The organism is Paenibacillus lentus (assembly GCF_042714055.1).
Taxonomy (GTDB): domain Bacteria; phylum Bacillota; class Bacilli; order Paenibacillales; family Paenibacillaceae; genus Fontibacillus; species Fontibacillus lentus_A.
This window is the reverse complement of the sequence record NZ_JBHGVC010000009.1, coordinates 171860-188928: the sequence shown is the minus strand read 5'-3', so window position 1 is coordinate 188928 and position 17069 is coordinate 171860. Positions and strand designations below refer to the sequence as shown.

Genomic DNA, 17069 nt, shown 5'->3' with positions numbered 1-17069 from the left:
AGGAGGGATGTCATGGATTACTTTGTGATGCAGCAGGATGAACGCTATACCGATACGCCAGTCTTACAAAATATTCGGCAAAAAATAGATATTCGGCATATGAATCGCTTACGTTCTCATCAAATTGCAGATACAACGATTTTTCAGGTTAAGGCATCTACCGATACAGAGTACTTGGATCTATTAAGCGATCAGCTCTACTTGATGTCTGAGAAGTTGAAGAAATTGATCGCCATGTATGAGCCGGATTGTATTTTTAAGCATATTCCTCTGATGGACCAATTCAATAAGAAGCAAAGTCTTTACTTCCTACCTTTTTTTGAGGAAGTTGAAGCTCTAAGTCCAAGCAGTGAGTTTAATGCGGATCGAAGCGTCATTAAGAAGCTGGTGCTTCAAGGGGAGAAGGTGGCGAAGAGACGAATTTTCCGCGTGCAAGAAAGTGAGCAACCTCTAATCATTGTCCGCTTAGATGTAGCTGAGAGCATACTCCGCCGAGATATGATCGGGGTTAGCTTAAAGAAAGTTCTCGTGGAGTGATGGAACGAAAGCTGGGGAAGGGCGTGAACGAATGGATAAGTATGAGTACGTTGTACGTGGTGCTAATATTTTTTGCGATTGTGGATCACATTTACGGAAACTGAATTTGCCGAATAGCCACGGGGCCTATGTTAATGGCAAACCGATGATGAACGAATCGGACTCGATTCCCGAAGTAAATATTTCGAATTTTGGGATCTGCAGCAGTCCGGAAAATCAGAGTGGCGAGACGGTTTACCTCATCTCGATGGATGGCCAGGAAATACATGGGAAGCCATGTCTGTTAGCTCTGTTAGCCGGAAGCAAATGGGAGAAAACCAAAGAGCAGGCAAGGGTAGAAGGGAAATCGGCTCTGACGACCGAGTCAGAATTGCACTGCTCCTTAGGCGGGGTGATTCGCTTTAACAGCAGTGGCCAACATGAAGAGGAGTAGAATGATATGCCAAATATGAAGAGCATAAGCGGAGGCGACCGGACAGCATGAAAAGTTATGCGATCGGAGGCTAGTGGATATGATAGGTTTTGAAAACATAAGCGTAACATCGCCATATCGAATCAAAGTAGTTCAGGACATTCAAATGGAATGGAAGCCAAACGAGCATGGGCGACTTTTCATTTGCGGCCTTGTCGATGATCAGGATCAGGTTAACGCCGTACTCAAAGCGTCGACGGATGACCAGGTTCAGGTGTTTGACGGGGAAACCAAGATTTTTAGCGGCCTCATTGCCAACGTACAAACCAAGCATCACAACGGGATTTATAGTATAGAGCTAGAAGCCATTTCCGGCACGAGCCGGCTGGATGCCCAGAAGAGGCGCCGATCCTTTCAAAATAAGAACATGACGTACGGCGAACTCGTCAAAAGCGTGTTAAAAACTTATGCCGGGTACGATGTGATTCAACTCATTGGCGAAAATAAGCTTATTGGCGAACCGATCATCCAGTATGATGAGACGGACTGGGAGTTTCTTAAGCGGATGGCCAGTCATTTGCAGAGCGTGGTGTTCAGTGATATTTACGAAGCCAAACCACGGATGTACATCGGCGTGCCAAACAGGAATAGCATCCAGCTTCCCAATGATTTGGCGTATACAGCAAGCAAAGATTTACTAGCTTATCAAGAGGCCAGGTCAGGATCTGCATCGGTGCATCATACCGATTTTTTTACATACGAGATTCAAAGCGGCATACGTTACGCCATCGGCGATGAGGTTCTATTCCGAGATAAACCGATGGTGATTAGTGAAATGAAAGCCGCCATGAGTCAGGGCCAACTGATCTATAATTACCGCTTATCGAGAAGAGATGGCATACGTCAACATCGGATACATAACCCCAAGTTAGTCGGCGTCTCGATGAACGGGAAGGTGTTAGATGTCAAAGGTCAGCAGGTTAAGCTGCATTTGGAGATCGATCAGGAGCAGTCACCTGCATCGGCCTTTTGGTTTCCCTTTGCCCCGCCTACAGGCAGTGCCATGTACTCGATGCCTCAGAGAGGAACGAATGCGAGCCTGTACTTCCCGGATGATGCAGGAAGCAAGGCCAAGGTCATCGGCTGTGTCCGGACAAACGGAGAGGATTGCGGTAAGACAGGCGATCCAAACAACCGCTACTTCGGTACGGAGCATGGCAGCGAGTTAGAAATTACGCCGACAGCGATTAATGTGGTGAGTGGTTCCAAAGAGCCGCTCATGATTAGCTTTGATGATGCCGCAGGTGTCATCCTGACAAGCCACCGGAAGCTCACGATGAACGGCGGCGAAGATATTTCGTTGTATACTCCGAAACGTGTGGTATTCCGAACACCGAACATGATCCTGGCCAAAAAGTTAAGCAAGCTGAGCGGATTTACGGTTGAAAGCGAGTACCACCTACTCGGAAGCCAGGTCAAGCTGGATGGAGCCGATCGGACAAGCTATCCGAAATATAATGATGAGATTGAGACTTATACGCCGCCGAAGGAAGAAACAGAGGAGAAGAAATTTAGTTGGGGCAAGCTCTTTAAGAATGTAGTGGCGGGGCTAGCTGTGGTGGCAGCGGTCACTGCGGTAGCGGTGCTGTGTGTAGCCACTTTAGGAGCTGGAGCTGTTGTCATTGGAGCCGTGGCTGCCGGGGCTGCGATAGCAGGAACAGCTGCCGTAGCCAGCATGGCTGTCTCAGATATCATAAGAGGCGAAGTCAGTGATATGAAGGATTATACGCAGGCTGCCTTTAGAGAAACCTTAATAGGAGCCGTTTCGGGAGCCGTTTTCGGTCCGTTTGGAGCTACAGCAACCATCGGTGGGAAGATGGTCTTAGGTGCAACTACAAATACGTTTGAAAGTATTATGCGCCAAGGCATGGAGAATAACGGATTTAGCTTCGGTACATTACTCTTGGACGCAGGAATTGGTGGCATAACCGGTGGATTATTTGATGCTAGAGTTCTAAAGGGTATCGGAAACGCGGGGAAAAAAGGATTCCAGAAAGCAAATGAGCTTTTCCAAAAAGCAGTTGGTACTTCTACAGCATGGCTAAAGCAAGGAGTTAAGAGCGTAGAAGAAGGCTTTAAAGAGAGCCTGAAGGACTTAGCGGCAGTAGGCAGTCAATTTGCTCAAATGTTTATGGTGAGGAACCAACCGGCACTGGCAAATGGTGTCCCGATGCCAAATGTTAATTTCTTTGAGAAATGGATGCCGGAAAAACTTCCTCAACGAACCGAAGTACAGATTAATTATGACAAGGCTATGAAGGAGATTAAGGAGGAGGCGGAGAAGAAAATAGGAGGGGCTGCTGATCCTGATAAGATAGTTGTTGATGAATATGGTAAGCTTAAAAAAGATAAATCAATAAAAGGACAGGCTCATCATTTAAATCAAGATGCAGCATTTAGAAGTGTAATTCCTAAAAATAAAGGATTGGCGATTAAATTAGAAGGAAATGCTTTTAAAGATGTAGGAACCCCGCATTTTAATGCACACAAATCATTAGAGGAATTTTGGTCTCAATTTCGTAAAGGCGGTACTAGGTATAAAGAGAAACCTACTTGTGGTGAATATACAAAAGCTCTTTATCAATCTCTTCAAGATGCAGGGTTATCAAAAGAAAATGCATTTTACGCTGTTAGGGAAGCCATAAAACAAAGAAGAGCTTTTGGATTAACGGCTGATATGCCAGTACCAAGGATACCAGGGCCAATGAATAGTTTGAAAAAGTATTTATTTAAATAATTAGATTGTGAAAGGAGTACGCATATGGATGAGCAGTTTATCAGTAGAATTACAAAAATAAATTGGTTTGCTAATTGTGGTAAACTACCTGAAGCGAAAATAAGTTTTGAATATACCACTGTTGAAAATTGGAAAAAGGCATTAAAACAATCTGATGGGAAGTATTGGGAGCAAATTACCCAAGAAGTGGATAATGAATTGTCAGAATACTTGTTAATTAATCATCCTAAAAGATATAAGGAATGGAACAAGTATGCTAAGGAAGGTAGAGACATTATTGACAAATTAGTAGTTCCTAATGTTACTAACTATTTAAACGATAACAAACTTCCGCAATCTTTGCTAAATAATGTTAAGTGGGATATTATTGGTGCATTAATGGAAAATAATTATCGAAACGAACGACAGCCAGCCTTTTTTATGGAGTTATTTAAAGTATATGAATCAGGTAACTTTCCATGTGGATGGAAAGGAAGTTGGCCTAATGGAAAGTTAATTGTATATTAAACTTTTTGGTGAATGAGGTATGATTATGTCTAATTTTTATGAGTTGAGTGAAGAAGAAAAACAAATAATTGAAGATACAAAAGGTAAAGTTGCAGAAATTACATCTGAGATATTTATGTTACTTAACAAGCAGTTTGATGATACAACTGAGCTTGAAAGGCAAATACTTGCAACTTTTTGTTTTGGTATCATAAATGGAATTGTTTTCGAAAGAGATATCCCCCCTTTGCAAGCACACTCTATAACTCATAGTCTTTTAGTTGCAAAATTTAATTATAGTGAGGATCAAGCAGAGGATTTTACTCAGGAATTAATTAACTCAACGGATGAAGAATATCATCCAGTTATGTTTTCTATTATTCGCAGAGGGATAGATGGATATCGTCAGTACTTTAATGATGATAAGGCACAGCTTAGAGCAAATATTATAGAGGTTCTTGATATTATTAATAGTGAAAGTGATTAGACAGAAGGTTGTTAAGAATTAAGATGTCATCTTCAATTCATTTTCCGTTATATAGCTATTTTATGTTTATCAACTTAAAGCCTGTTTCTATAAGATAAGTAGAAACAGGCTATTTCTATGTTTGAGTATTAAAATAAATAAGGGGGGCGTTTCGTAATAGAGATAAAAAGGCTGCATTGTCAATAGAAAATCAGACAACTGTTTATGGTATTTTCGTTTAGTCAAACGCTGCCACAATAGGGGCAGAATCGCGGATATATATCTATAGCCTTTATTTCTTGCCCTTAACCGACCAGTGACAGCTATTTGGACAAAGAGTTCGTTGAAATAAAATACCTCTACATATGAGAATTTTACCTAAGGAATATAAGCACTTCGTCGTAAGGTAAGAACGAATCGTGCCATCCAGGGAGTTGCCCTTGAAGGACGCGTTATGAAACGCGGAAACAACATGGTTAAGGTACATTTAGACATTGATCATGACCCTGACGAACGAGGAAATTGGTGGTTTCCGTATTCGCCGGAAGGCAATAATATCTTCCACTGCATGCCGGAGGAAGGGGCGCGCATCAAAGTCTATTTTCCGGAGGGGACTGAGAAAAAGGCGATTGCCATCAATTCAGTGCGGGGTAAAAACGATGAGATGAAGTCGCGCACTGTCTTCCAGAAGCCGACCACAAAGGTGTTCCACATGCATGGAGAAGCAAAGATGGAACTTGGTGAAGATGGTGTATTATTCGAGAAGAATACCGTCAGCTTAACTCTGGATGGGAACGATATTTCATTAAACGCTACGGAATCGATTCTCGTAGTAGCGTCTGATAAAATCGAACTAGGCGGCCAAAATGTGCCGGAGCATATTAAGCTCGTGGCTAATGAGACGATTACCTTCTTCACGAACACGGAGCATTACATGGAAATCCGGCCGGAGTATATAGGGATTAAAGGGAAGAAAGTGAATTTCGAGAAGGTTGAAATGGACTTTCTGGACATGCTTACGGATGAAGAGTTAGAGAAGTTGTATGTGGATCATGAATATCTTAAAGTTATACGGCAAAGAGCTGAAGGCATAAAAAATGTTCCGGCGGGCACTTATATTATGCCGAGTTGGACAGAGGAAGACAATCAAAAAATTAAGGACGATGCAACTGCACGTTTTAGAGATCCGGCAACCAGAAACGATGCCAAAGAGTCGCTAAGAGGGCTAGGAAATAAAGAGTTAAAGAAACGCTACCAAGAAAAGGTTTTACCACCGCCACCAGAACAGGAAGACAAATCAAAGAAGGAAAGAGCCAAAGAACAGCAAAAATATGCAGAGTTCTATCAAAATTACATAGATATACGAAGTGGCAAGAAGGCGGCTCCTCAGCAGCCAAGTAATCCATGGAAAGCTCTGAAGGAAAAACTACCGATTTAGGGATTGACGTCGCATATAGAGAAGCAGGCTAAAGAAAATGCAATTTTCAAGGGCTTGTTGGAATTTCAAAAGCTGCAATATCTGGCTTGGTAGAAGAAGCAGAAGAGCAACGGTTAGATCAAATCATTCCATTGATGCCGGACTATTTTAGTAAAGATGCTGATGAAGGGATCTATTATTCGCGTTTTACCTTTGAGGAGCTTGTGGTTAAGCGGCAAAAATTGTGGCGGAACTAAGCTTAATGTTTGGAGCCGTAGCTGTCGTAGGTGCCTTTTTCACCGGAGGAGTATCGTTATATTTATATGCTGCATTGAACGGTGCTTGGGGCCTCGCACAAATTGGTGTCAGTATTGTGAAGCTGAGGGATCTAAATGATGGGATCATTTCGGATTCAAGCTTTTTTGGGATTAACCAGGAAATGGTATATGTGGCGGGGGCAGTGCTAACGATAGTAGATATAACGATGCTCGGAAAAGCTGCAATGAAAGGGGCTAATACAGCAGCTAATATCAAGTATATGAAGGGTATTGACCAGATTTTTACACCTAAAGTTCGCTTAGATAGAGTAGTTAAAGTTTCTAAGGAGATGGAATTAGAGAATCTGGCCAAAAAATCTTCTTCATTAAAAGAGACTCCAAATTTGAAGAATGAGAAGGAATTGCTTGACGCTATAGAGAAAATGAACACAAGCCCACATGAATCTTTAGGGGTGATGGGGAAAACAGAACCAAAACCAGCGCCGAAGCCAGAACCAAAACCAAAACCAGAACCAGAGATTGAGGGGACGGGTAAAGGTCCGAATAAATATTTAGAAAAACCTGCTGATGAAAATGGAACTTTAAACATTGGGGCTCGAGGTAAACCTATAGAAGGAGCATATAACATCGATATAGATCCTAAGTCTCCTGATGTTTATTATGGAGATGCAACCCAATTAACTAATATTAAGACAGGAAGCCAAAGTAGAATTATTATTGAGAACCCATTTGGATACGATCCCTTGAATCCGGAAATACTCAGAGTTTTATCAAGGGATGGAGAAATTATTATTACTGGCTCACGTTCTAATATGAAAAAACTGTTAAGGCAATTAGAGGATAAAGGATTAAAAATCAAGGGTGAAAGACGAGATGTTCCGAACGATGGTAGCTATCTAACCACAGATGGTGAAAAAATCATGTCACCAATGTTAGATCAATATACATTTATTAGAAAGTGAGGTAAGGGAAATGAATCTTACGATTGATATTAGTAATGAAGAATTTGATGGAATTGTAGATGATTCAGGAGATTTTATACCAACCATTTTCTTGGGTTTTCCAAGTGATATTAGGGGCACATATGAATTTGAGCTCATTAATACTGTTATAAATATATATGATTTTCAAGATCAAATACAAAAGCAAGGATTTCATATAAAGGATGATTCACTCTTTGTATTTGGCAAAATGAAAGTTCAAATTGAGAAAGTAAAGGGGGCGGATTTTAAAATAATTGAAGGTAGTTCCCCTGAGGCTCGTGAACAGTATCTTAGTTGGCCATATACAATTGATAAAGGGGATATTGTATGTAAGTCCGGTGGGAAGTTATCTTTTCTTGATAATTGTTATGTAGCCTTGATGATTGTTACTGAAAGTAAGCCTAAAATAACATTAACATTTGATATAACGGAGACTGTTCCATTTGATTTCATGAATGGTACTAGTATAGAGCAAGCTAAGCTAAAGAAAAATGAATATAAACAAATAATATCTCATGGTAAACTGTTTGACTTCACCTTTTTTAAAGATCATTTTGGCTCTGGGAGAGTGGCTATTAAGAATGAAGAGTTAAACAAATCCTAGGTTTACAAAGTTTTAGTTAAGATCGTACAATACAACCAACAAACATTAAACAACTTAAGCACTTGATAAATAACAAAAGCTCTTTTCCCACTTGAATTATGGAGTAGGGATGAGCTTTTTTTGTATGCTCAAAATTTTGAAGGCTCAAGAGCAGTTAGCAGAAACTATTAGTAATAATGGTATTAGTGCCTATGAAGTAACTGAAGGTTTGGTTGATGGAAAGTTAAGCGAATTGTCTCGTAAATTCACATTTTCAAAAGATAATTATTCGCTATGGATGTATCTTTCAGAAAAAGTAACTGTTGTAAACAAAAATGCGTGGTCTTGGTTAGAATAGTTAGTTTGTGATTCTGAGGTTATAATGATTTATCATTCAGATACGGAAAAATTTTGTTTTGTCTTTTTATAAAGGATTCGATCTACAACTTGTTTTAGCTGGTTTTTTACCTAAAATAAATGAGTTTTTTAATGTGTATTCAATCTATATTACTAATGATCAGCTAGATTATCTCTTGTGTTTAACTCATTCTGACATGATATATGCTTCAGGTGACGCTATTCCTCGTTTAGAAAAGTACAATAATATTAAATATAATTTTGGTCTGAGAACTTTGAGTAATGTATTCAATATTCTTGATGTTAGAGCAGAAGAACTCAGCATTGAAAAAAAGCAAAACATATTGGAACAATTTGTTCTAAAATTTGGAAACAAAGAGATATCCTCTCCTTTATGGGAGGGTATGGTCAGTGATGCATCAGCTTTCGATTCTCAAACATCATTAAGTTTAATCGAAAAGTTCATAGGAGTTACTAAAGCAATAGTGTTTTTTGATGAAGATGAGGAGGAGGAAATAGGATTTATTTTTGATTCTTCTAGAGAATTACAAAAGTATCTGAATGAGGCACCTTGGGGAGAAGTGTATATAACAAATGAGAATACTGAACATTTGATTTGTGTTAATGAATATAGCCAATTACGGACGTGGGGAAGTGCGGATTTATGGTTTAATCATTTTCAGGGGAAGCGCAATGACGAGTGAAGAAATAAGACAATAAACTATCCATCGATTACAAAAGCTGCTATCAAAAAGATACTAGTTGACGATTTATATGACTTGTACCCATCGTTGGAAAATGATTACGATTTAAGACAATATGCTGGTAACATAGATCGTCAGATCTATTTTATGGAGGTTGTCACAGATTTACGCAAACTCATGAATCTTGCCGGTATAGATGGGGTGGCATTTAAGCATTTACCGAAGCCAACTCTTTTAAAATCAACTTCAGTGTTTCGCAGAATCTTTGAGAAATTAACGCAGAGTACTGGTCGATGAGGAAACGGGAGAACGCTATAGAATGGGCCATGGGTTATCGCAAGGCTAGTCAGCATCCATTAAATTGTTGGAAGGTGGTAACGAAAAAGTTGCCGCCTTCTATTCTGTTATAGACGAGAAAATAAGAAAATCTTGACAAGATTCAATTCAATGTATATCTTGTTAGTAACAAATAGATAATATCAAAATGTTACGAACGGGTGAATATAGATGAGTATCAGGGATAGCAACGGATTAACGGAAGAAGAGTTTCTGAAACAGTACGATGCCGGGGATTATGAACGTCCGTCGTTGGCTGCGGATATGGTTATTTTTACGGTGATGGAGAAAGAAGAGTCCAATTATCGCAAGCTCCCGGAGAAGTCGCTTCGTGTATTGCTGATTCAGCGTGGAGGGCATCCGTTTTTGGGGAAATGGGCATTGCCAGGTGGATTCGTTAGGCCCAATGAGACGACCGAACAGGCGGCGGAGCGTGAACTGCGGGAGGAAACCGGCGTAGATAATGTCTATTTGGAACAGCTGTATACTTTTAGCGATCTGGGGCGTGATCCTCGTACCTGGGTGATGAGCTGCTCCTATATGGCACTGATCGATAGCAGCAAGGTAGAGGTTCGAGCAGGTGATGATGCGGACAATGCGGCCTGGTTCGAGGTATCTTATTCACTCCTGCGTGAGCTGAAGGAGATCACTCCGGACGGGGTTGTGAGAACCTGGCAGTATGAGCTGGAATTGACCTCGGAGAGGGAGCGGCTGTCGGCGGTCGTGGAACGCAAGGTTACTTCGACGGAGACGTCTACACGAACGGAGCATTCGGTAGTATCTAATCAGGGTTTAGCTTTTGACCATGCACAGATTATTGGCTGCGCGATCGAGCGGCTGCGAGGCAAAATCGAATATACCAGCATTGCGCTGCATCTCATGCCGAAGCTGTTCACGCTCACGGAGCTGCAGCAGGTCTATGAGGTCGTGCTGGGCAAGGAGCTGCTGAAGGCAGCCTTTCGCCGCAAGGTTGCCCATCTCGTAGAGGAGACCGATCATTACACGGAGAATGCCGGGCATCGGCCGTCACGATTATACCGAAGGAATTGGGAGATGATTTGATGTTTTACAACCTAGAGGATTTACGGAAAGCGTATCAGGCGGGAGAGAAGTTTAAATTTTTATTTTTCTGGGGACATACACCGCCCGCGGATGGCTCGATTAATCAGAGCTGCTTCAGTCAATGGTGGAAATCCAGCTTTGTCGTGGAGGAGGTGTGATTTCTCACGATAGATTGCAAAAAACGTTTGGATGTGGGACAAGTCGGGATAGTGCGGGAATCCCAAGGAATATGCGGGATGAGACATGTTTTTCTATGCAAAAAAAAGGTTTGGATAGTTTGCAAAAAAAATGAGCCTGTGAGCGAAATATAAAAAAACGCTCCGAAGGCTCTTTTTTTAGTTTCAGGGGGATTTCCTGCTTTTCATAATCTTTAAAAGTCCATTGTATAAGGCTTTACGGCAGATTTCCACAACTTTAATAACCTTTACTCGTGAGTGATATTCAGATGGACAATTTATGGATTTCCAATGTAACCAATGTAACATGCTAATGAACCTGTTACATTGGTAAAAATCCTTATATCGTAAGGTGTTTGCGATTTTTTGCATGACCGCCTGTTACATTGAAAAAATGGTCAAATGATATGAAATCATATCATTAATGATTTAAAAACTCCCCTTCGATCATGGTGGGATATGTGGGACAGGCGATGATTTAGGATCCCACTTAAAAAATCTTGTAAGACAAGGGGGGATTAAGCTTGTTTTATAGGAGGTGGGACGCAGAAAAGATATGATTTCATATCATTTAGGCAAAAAAAATTAAGCCCCTTGCTTAGTAGCGGCTTCTTCTCTTCCATTCTTCGAAGGATATGATTCTTTGCTCGAATTACCAGCCTTGCGATCTGACAATAGCATCTCGATGCGCTCCTCGATCCTCCCCTGGTCTTTTTGGCTCAACTGATGAAACTTCGCAAGCAGTTCGATGTCCTCTGGAGATAGCACTTGTTCGCCGGAAAGAGATTCTGGCTCTATTTTTTCAGATACATGAAATTCACTGCCTCTAACTATCCAATCAATTGAAACTTTTAGAACCGAACTCAAAGGCACTAATACAGCAACCGATGGAGCATACTTGTCGTTCTCCAGACTACTCATTGTCCCTATCGAAATACCTGTGGCCCCTTTAATATCCTCGATAGTAAGCCCGAGCTCCTTCCTTCTTCTCTTGATTCGTTGACCAATCGTTTCCAACACAAACGCCTCCATTTCAGTTTTCTAATATTTATTTTCAGGACATAGATAATTCTTGTTGACATTTTCAGATATCTGAAATAAAATGATAGATAGATAGGAAATCATATCACACAAAGTTTACCACACATCATGTATGTACTGACAACATGTATTATTTTGATCTTTGAAAACTGAATATTTGAATCTATTAGATCGCAAAGGGGGGAATAAAATGATCGAACAAAAACAGCGAATCGGTGATGCCCGGTTACTTTCCATTTATAAGGAAGGATTCACTCACGTGTCTAGTGCAGTAGATGAAGTGAAGTTTTTATGGCCTCAGACGGCTGACACCCTTGTAGGGGCATATGAAGAGATTAATAGCCGCCTATTAAAACAGGTCATGGAAGAACGTATGAATCTGGAAGGCGAAGTAAAGCGTTTTTTAGCCAAGTCCAATAGTCAGCTTGTATATCTCGCAAATCTGGAGAAGCACTTGAGAAATTTACAGCAAGAAATGGAAGGGGTATATGAAGAGGCTAAGATGAAGCAGGCAGTTGATGAAGGAGGTGACAGCCTTGAAGAAGCGGGAACTGACGCCACTGGGGGTACTGATAAAGACCCGCCTGAATGAGATCGGCATGACGCAGTATTGGCTTGCAAAGAAAGTTGGCATGAACACTAGCTATTTGTATCTGATCATGACGGGTGAGCGATCTGGAAAAACCTATATGAATAAGATCAGTCGTGCGCTTGGGATTGATCTTAAAAAGTGCAGCAAATCGGCATGAGGAGGAGAAAGGATGGAAGGAAAATTGAATGCAAAAGTTGAGGAAACAATTATCGTGCTTTGTGATTGGATAAAACAGGCCGTTGAGGGATACACAACCGCAGAAGAACTAATAGCACTCCCTGCGGTTGTGCAAAGTGTAGCTGCCCTTTACGAAACAACTAAGGATACTAGTTCCCTCTAGAAGCTTTAACTACCGCTTCTAAAATTTGAGAATATGATTTTCCAATTAACTCTGTAGCGCGATCAATTCCCACATCCATTTTGGAATATTTGTTCAAGAGAGCGATAGTAATTTCCTTAGCAACTTGTTCTTGGTTATCTGTAGCCATATGTATGCCTCCTTTCTTCTGAATAATGGTAAATCTCAACAATTATTATTCTATCAGAAGATGACCAGGAGAGTTACCTCGCTGAACATTCGGTAGAGCATTTAGTTGCGAAATTCAAACCTTATGGGGCTAATGTTGTTCTGAGGAGGATGATAATTATGAAAAAGAGAGTGACCACCTATAGAGGATTCAAGATAAGGGAGAGCATAGATTACATCACGGGAAAGCCGGTATTTAGGGTATACACGAAAGAAGAATGGGCGTACGGATCGGGATTTCGCTGTTACGAATGGGAAGCATGCAGCATGCAAGAGGCAAGGGATTTCGTGGACACTTACGAAACTGGAGATCCTGTAACATACGATAACTTCCTAGATTATTCCGAGGATACCGGGTTTAGGCTAATTGGGAAGTGATGGAAGAAGTACAGGGTTTGGTTGTTAAGTATCGGAAATTTATATTCTATCTGTTTAATTTAAGGGATGAAAAAAGTCGCCGGCGAGGGCGACTCTTCACAAAATCAATACATCGGTAGTATAGCATGCCATTGCAGTATTTGGAAAGGGGGAGCAGTTTGGGAGTCTTAGTGAGCACTGTTGAAGCTGCATCGTTAGAAGAAACAACAAATCGAGCCATCTTGATGAGAATCAGCAGGGGGAAGTTACACGCTGTAAAGGAAGTGACTCAAACCCGGCGAGGCTTCGAATATCGTATTGCTCTTTCCGATCTGTCTGCCAAGGCACAGGCCAGGTACTATCGGGAACACCAGCAGGAATCCATACCCAAGCCGACTCAATCTGAGCGGCTGCAAGATAAATCGCTTGAAGATTTGACTGAGCGTCAGCGACAGCAGGCGGCGCATTGGCGGCATGTGCTGGAGGAATGGCGTTCCTATATTGCGGATTACCCGAAGCAGACGACGGAGAAGACCAAGGATTTTATTGAGGAATATAACAGGTGGAATCCGACCATGCCGCTGACGGAGCGAACGCTGCGGCATAAATGGAAGCTTTACCGCGAAGTGGGCGAGGTAGCCCTGGCGGACGGAAGGGCGGATCGGACGGACAAGGGGAAAACGTCAATCCCTGACATTGCCTGGTCTGTCTTCCTGCAGTGGTGGCTTGATGAAGGGCAGCCCACGGTCATGCATTGCCATAACCTCCTAATAGAGTGGGCGAAGCTGGACATGCCATCTTTACTGCCGCTTCCCGCCGTAGATAGTTTTTACAGGGAAGTGAAGAAGATTCCGAAGCCTGCCGTGGATTTCTTCCGGTTTGGGAGGAAGAAGTTTGAAGACGAGGCTATGCCGTTTGTACAGCGGCTCTATGATTGGCTGGATAGCAACGATGTGTGGGTAGCTGACTTTCATACCCTGGATATCTTCGTGAAGGATGACTTCACAGGTCGAGTGTTCCGGCCACACGTCGTTGCCTGGATGGATATACGAAGTCGCAAGATGCTTGCGATTACCGTCTGTGAAAGTTCCAACTCGGACGGTGTGATCAGTTCTTTTCGTAAAGCTGTTACAAGGTTTGGTATTCCCAGAAGTGTATATCTGGATAATGGTCGGGAGTTTTTGGTGAGTGACTTTGGCGGTCGGGGCAAGCGTAAAGCAGCGAAAGCTGGATACGGCGAAACGATGCTGCAACGGATGGGCGTTGAAATGGTGAATGCCCAGGTAGCGAATGCGAAGGCGAAGATCATTGAACGTGCTTTCCGTACCTTTAGTGAACAGTTTTCGAAGCTGATTTCCACGTATACGGGCAGTAGCCCGGATCGAAGGCCGCATCGGCTGGAAGGTGTGCTGAAGAAGGGAGAGGACATTCCTCTACGGTCTGAAATTGAACAAAGCCTGCGGACTTACATAGAAGGATGGTACAACACGAGAACGAGTACAGCTGCAGGCGTCAATGGCATGACCCGGAATGAAGCCTATGAGAAGAACCTGATCTCGAAGCGTGTCGCGACGAAGGAAGAGCTGAACTTGATGCTGCTGCGCACGTCCCGCCTGCAATCTGTGGATCGTAATGGCGTGTATCTCCAGTTTGGGGAGATCAGGCTTTGGTTCTACAACTCGGAACTTATTATGAATTATATGAAGCAAAAGGTATTTGTCCGGTATAATCCGGAAGATTTATCATCCGTTCGGGTAGATGATGAAGCAGGTCGTTTCCTCATGGAAGCAACCTTGAAGGATGCTGGTGGCTATGGCGGAGAGGTCGACAAAGAAGCCATCAAGCGCAACGAGCAAATGAAGCGTAAGCAGCGGGAAAGTGTTAAAGGGTATCTGGAAAGTCATCTGGAGGCGATTGAGGCACCATCCATGATGGACGTCATGATGCGCGCAGCAAATCACAACATCGAGCAAGAGGAACTGCGCAGCTACGAACCGGAAATACTGGAACCCGTCCGCTTGGAGAATTTCCGCCCTGCCATGGCGGCAGGAGCGGAGGATAACATCATTGATATGTCCCGGATGATTGCTAATGCTGCAGCAAGGCAGCAGAAAGGGGAATAAACGATGAAAGAACAAATATTAGCTTATATGCAGGAGCATGGTCTGTCACAAGCGACAGCCGCCAAGTTGATCGGCATTGGGGAGAGTACTTTCAGCCGCTATTTGTCTGGGAACTATCCTAACCCCGAGACGATCGAACGGAAAATCACTGATCTTCTTGAGAAGGAGGAGCTGCGCCATACTTCCTTCGGCATTCAGGATATTCCTTTTGCTGTAACGTCCATTTCAGAGCAAGTTATGCAGACTTTAGAATACGCGCGAATTAAACGGAATATCAGCGTTATTTATGGGGATGCGGGGATTGGGAAGACGCGAACCATGCGTGAATGGGCAAAGGGGAAAACGGATGTGATCCGGGTGACCGCTTCCCCAGCGCTCGGCAATCCAAAATCCTTCTTCAAGCTCCTTGGCCGTGAACTCAAGACGATGAAGAGCGGTTGCATTGATGATCTATATATGGATTTGTGTGATCGGCTTAGTGGATCGGACAAGATGATCATCATTGATGAGGCTCAGCATCTGAAGCTCACCACCCTAGAGAATCTTAGGGGGATTCAGGAAACGGCCAATATCGCCGTTGTCCTGATCGGGAATGAAATGATCTATAGCAAGATGGTAGGGCGGCAGCAAGCGGAATTTGCTCAGCTATTCAGCCGGATCGGTTGGCGTAAGCATCTGCTAACAGATCAATTTGTTCCCGCCGATGTGAAGCGGGTATTTGGCAGCCAGGATGAGGAGACATTGGATTTGCTGCTCGATATCTGTCACAGCAAGTACGGATTGCGAGGAGCCGTGTATGTTTACTCCAACGCCAGCAACAATGGTGATGTATCCGCGAAAGGAATTCGGGCAATGGCTCGGACGATGGGGATATCGGTATGAAGAAATTGATTGTAAATGTGCCTGTGGAAATTAATAGCGAGGCGGTCAAGGCGGCATTTGCCCGGCATGGAATCGTGCAAAATCAAGCGAATGTACGCCGATTCCTAGGATTGATTCAAAGTGGACTTAAGGTGGATATCGGTAATATTTATGATGAAGTCTTGGCTGACAGGTCTCAATTGCTCATGTACGGATTCACCTTCGTAAAGGAGGAGAAATAATTGGGACAGGTTATTCCATTCTCAAGAGCTAGGTGTCAACCTTTTGATGCTGCTTGGAATAATTACGACATCCATTTTAATGATCCTTCCGGGCGTAAAGTGATTTGGAGTATTTCAGCGCCGGACGAAGAAGCAGCCCAGGAAAGAATGTTGTCTATTTGGGGATTGGGGTGTGAGATCATGGAAATTCGTTGTATCGGGGATTCCTATGCCCTTTCCCGAGAGGAGGAGTTTCAATGAATGAAGCGGAGCTTTTGCTGAGTCCTCATTCTGACCATATGGATATGGAACAAGAAGGAGCTGCTCATGCAGCTCTTTCTTCTAAATTTGAGTGGTTTGATCGTCTAGGGTGTGTTGAGGCTATCGCCCAGGAGCTTGCGGACAATGGTGGTAAATACGAAAAGGCTCTGCGATCCGTGCGTTTATCTAATTATGCCTATCGTATTTCCAAGATGCCTGTCAAGCAAAAAACGCAGTTAAAGCGAGATGTGGTAAGCCGAGCGAAGGATATTGTACATGCGAGAGAGTCAGCTGAAGTGGGAGATGTGGTGCGTGTTCCGAAGCTGATTCCAAATCCCTTAATGGGGGGTATCAACGTGAAGGCCGTAAACTGGTTGAAGGTGTTATTGTCAGCAAACACAGCGTGTCTGGGATTAATCAATATACCGTTAAGAGGCTGATCGACGGTGAACTACAAATCGGCAACGGGCACATGATCAGAGCGGTTGTGACT

22 protein-coding genes and 1 pseudogene are annotated in these 17069 nt (G+C 42.8%); 21 read left to right on the top strand and 2 right to left on the bottom strand.

Features of this window, described 5'->3' with window-relative positions; all coding sequences use genetic code 11:
- Positions 1 to 12 precede the first annotated feature (12 nt).
- The 12 genes and pseudogenes from ACE3MQ_RS19900 to ACE3MQ_RS19845 all read left to right on the top strand — a co-directional run.
- Positions 13 to 537: an imm11 family protein gene (locus ACE3MQ_RS19900; RefSeq protein ID WP_379395883.1), complete on the top strand. Its 525-nt coding sequence runs from the start codon at positions 13 to 15 to the stop codon at positions 535 to 537.
- Between the two features lie 31 nt (positions 538 to 568).
- Positions 569 to 970 (top strand): DUF4280 domain-containing protein, encoded by a 402-nt coding sequence (locus ACE3MQ_RS19895; RefSeq protein WP_379395881.1) that lies wholly within the window; start codon positions 569 to 571, stop codon positions 968 to 970.
- Positions 971 to 1223: 253 nt separating this feature from the next.
- Positions 1224 to 3746 carry a hypothetical protein gene (locus tag ACE3MQ_RS19890; RefSeq protein ID WP_379395879.1) on the top strand — a complete coding sequence of 841 codons (2523 nt, stop codon included), beginning with the start codon at positions 1224 to 1226 and terminating at the stop codon, positions 3744 to 3746.
- 24 nt (positions 3747 to 3770) lie between these two features.
- Positions 3771 to 4253: a hypothetical protein gene (locus ACE3MQ_RS19885; RefSeq protein ID WP_125084753.1), complete on the top strand. Its 483-nt coding sequence runs from the start codon at positions 3771 to 3773 to the stop codon at positions 4251 to 4253.
- 25 nt (positions 4254 to 4278) lie between these two features.
- Complete coding sequence (imm48, locus tag ACE3MQ_RS19880; protein WP_379395876.1) at positions 4279 to 4719, top strand: Imm48 family immunity protein; 441 nt, start codon at positions 4279 to 4281, stop codon at positions 4717 to 4719.
- Positions 4720 to 5152: 433 nt separating this feature from the next.
- Complete coding sequence (locus ACE3MQ_RS19875) at positions 5153 to 6136, top strand: hypothetical protein (RefSeq protein ID WP_379395874.1); 984 nt, start codon at positions 5153 to 5155, stop codon at positions 6134 to 6136.
- Positions 6137 to 6359: 223 nt separating this feature from the next.
- A complete protein-coding gene (locus ACE3MQ_RS19870; protein ID WP_379395872.1) occupies positions 6360 to 7355 on the top strand; it encodes a hypothetical protein in 996 nt (331 codons plus the stop codon).
- Between the two features lie 10 nt (positions 7356 to 7365).
- Positions 7366 to 7980 (top strand): hypothetical protein, encoded by a 615-nt coding sequence (locus tag ACE3MQ_RS19865; RefSeq protein WP_379395870.1) that lies wholly within the window; start codon positions 7366 to 7368, stop codon positions 7978 to 7980.
- 124 nt (positions 7981 to 8104) lie between these two features.
- On the top strand, positions 8105 to 8317 hold the full coding sequence (locus ACE3MQ_RS19860) for a hypothetical protein (protein WP_379395868.1): 213 nt from the start codon (positions 8105 to 8107) through the stop codon (positions 8315 to 8317).
- 58 nt (positions 8318 to 8375) lie between these two features.
- Positions 8376 to 9020 carry a hypothetical protein gene (locus ACE3MQ_RS19855; RefSeq protein WP_379395866.1) on the top strand — a complete coding sequence of 215 codons (645 nt, stop codon included), beginning with the start codon at positions 8376 to 8378 and terminating at the stop codon, positions 9018 to 9020.
- A gap of 507 nt (positions 9021 to 9527) precedes the next feature.
- On the top strand, positions 9528 to 10418 hold the full coding sequence (locus tag ACE3MQ_RS19850; protein WP_379395864.1) for an NUDIX hydrolase: 891 nt from the start codon (positions 9528 to 9530) through the stop codon (positions 10416 to 10418).
- Positions 10418 to 10567 (top strand): annotated as a pseudogene (locus ACE3MQ_RS19845) (DUF1768 domain-containing protein); the annotation flags it as partial. The gene ACE3MQ_RS19850 and the pseudogene ACE3MQ_RS19845, both read left to right, overlap by 1 nt.
- A 612-nt stretch (positions 10568 to 11179) precedes the next feature.
- On the opposite strand, the gene ACE3MQ_RS19840 reads toward ACE3MQ_RS19845, so the two are convergent.
- Positions 11180 to 11611, bottom strand: a complete 432-nt coding sequence (locus ACE3MQ_RS19840; protein WP_379395862.1) for a helix-turn-helix domain-containing protein — start codon at positions 11609 to 11611, stop codon at positions 11180 to 11182.
- A 214-nt stretch (positions 11612 to 11825) separates the two neighbouring features.
- On the opposite strand from ACE3MQ_RS19840, the gene ACE3MQ_RS19835 reads away from it, so the two are divergent.
- From ACE3MQ_RS19835 to ACE3MQ_RS19825, 3 genes are read left to right on the top strand one after another with little or no spacing between them, the layout of a single operon-like run.
- Positions 11826 to 12227 (top strand): hypothetical protein, encoded by a 402-nt coding sequence (locus tag ACE3MQ_RS19835; protein ID WP_379395860.1) that lies wholly within the window; start codon positions 11826 to 11828, stop codon positions 12225 to 12227.
- On the top strand, positions 12172 to 12384 hold the full coding sequence (locus ACE3MQ_RS19830; RefSeq protein ID WP_379395858.1) for a helix-turn-helix domain-containing protein: 213 nt from the start codon (positions 12172 to 12174) through the stop codon (positions 12382 to 12384). Before ACE3MQ_RS19835 ends, ACE3MQ_RS19830 begins: the two co-directional genes overlap by 56 nt.
- 12 nt (positions 12385 to 12396) lie before the next feature.
- On the top strand, positions 12397 to 12567 hold the full coding sequence (locus tag ACE3MQ_RS19825; protein ID WP_379395856.1) for a hypothetical protein: 171 nt from the start codon (positions 12397 to 12399) through the stop codon (positions 12565 to 12567).
- Here ACE3MQ_RS19825 and ACE3MQ_RS19820 read toward each other — a convergent pair.
- Positions 12554 to 12715, bottom strand: a complete 162-nt coding sequence (locus ACE3MQ_RS19820; RefSeq protein WP_379395854.1) for a hypothetical protein — start codon at positions 12713 to 12715, stop codon at positions 12554 to 12556. The two genes, ACE3MQ_RS19825 and ACE3MQ_RS19820, sit on opposite strands and share 14 nt — an antisense overlap.
- A gap of 158 nt (positions 12716 to 12873) precedes the next feature.
- Between ACE3MQ_RS19820 and ACE3MQ_RS19815 the strand changes: the two genes are divergently transcribed.
- From ACE3MQ_RS19815 to ACE3MQ_RS19790, 6 genes are all read left to right on the top strand, one after another.
- Positions 12874 to 13131: a hypothetical protein gene (locus ACE3MQ_RS19815; protein ID WP_379395852.1), complete on the top strand. Its 258-nt coding sequence runs from the start codon at positions 12874 to 12876 to the stop codon at positions 13129 to 13131.
- A 158-nt stretch (positions 13132 to 13289) separates the two neighbouring features.
- Positions 13290 to 15233 (top strand): transposase domain-containing protein, encoded by a 1944-nt coding sequence (locus ACE3MQ_RS19810; protein WP_379395850.1) that lies wholly within the window; start codon positions 13290 to 13292, stop codon positions 15231 to 15233.
- Positions 15234 to 15236: 3 nt separating this feature from the next.
- The gene (locus tag ACE3MQ_RS19805) at positions 15237 to 16115 is read left to right on the top strand and encodes an AAA family ATPase (protein WP_379395848.1); all 879 of its coding nucleotides are present in this window, start codon (positions 15237 to 15239) and stop codon (positions 16113 to 16115) included.
- Positions 16112 to 16336 (top strand): hypothetical protein, encoded by a 225-nt coding sequence (locus ACE3MQ_RS19800; RefSeq protein WP_379395846.1) that lies wholly within the window; start codon positions 16112 to 16114, stop codon positions 16334 to 16336. Before ACE3MQ_RS19805 ends, ACE3MQ_RS19800 begins: the two co-directional genes overlap by 4 nt.
- The gene (locus tag ACE3MQ_RS19795) at positions 16337 to 16576 is read left to right on the top strand and encodes a hypothetical protein (RefSeq protein WP_379395844.1); all 240 of its coding nucleotides are present in this window, start codon (positions 16337 to 16339) and stop codon (positions 16574 to 16576) included.
- Positions 16573 to 17016, top strand: coding sequence for a hypothetical protein (locus tag ACE3MQ_RS19790; RefSeq protein ID WP_379395842.1), 444 nt, complete (start codon positions 16573 to 16575; stop codon positions 17014 to 17016). Before ACE3MQ_RS19795 ends, ACE3MQ_RS19790 begins: the two co-directional genes overlap by 4 nt.
- The last annotated feature ends 53 nt before the right edge of the window (positions 17017 to 17069 follow it).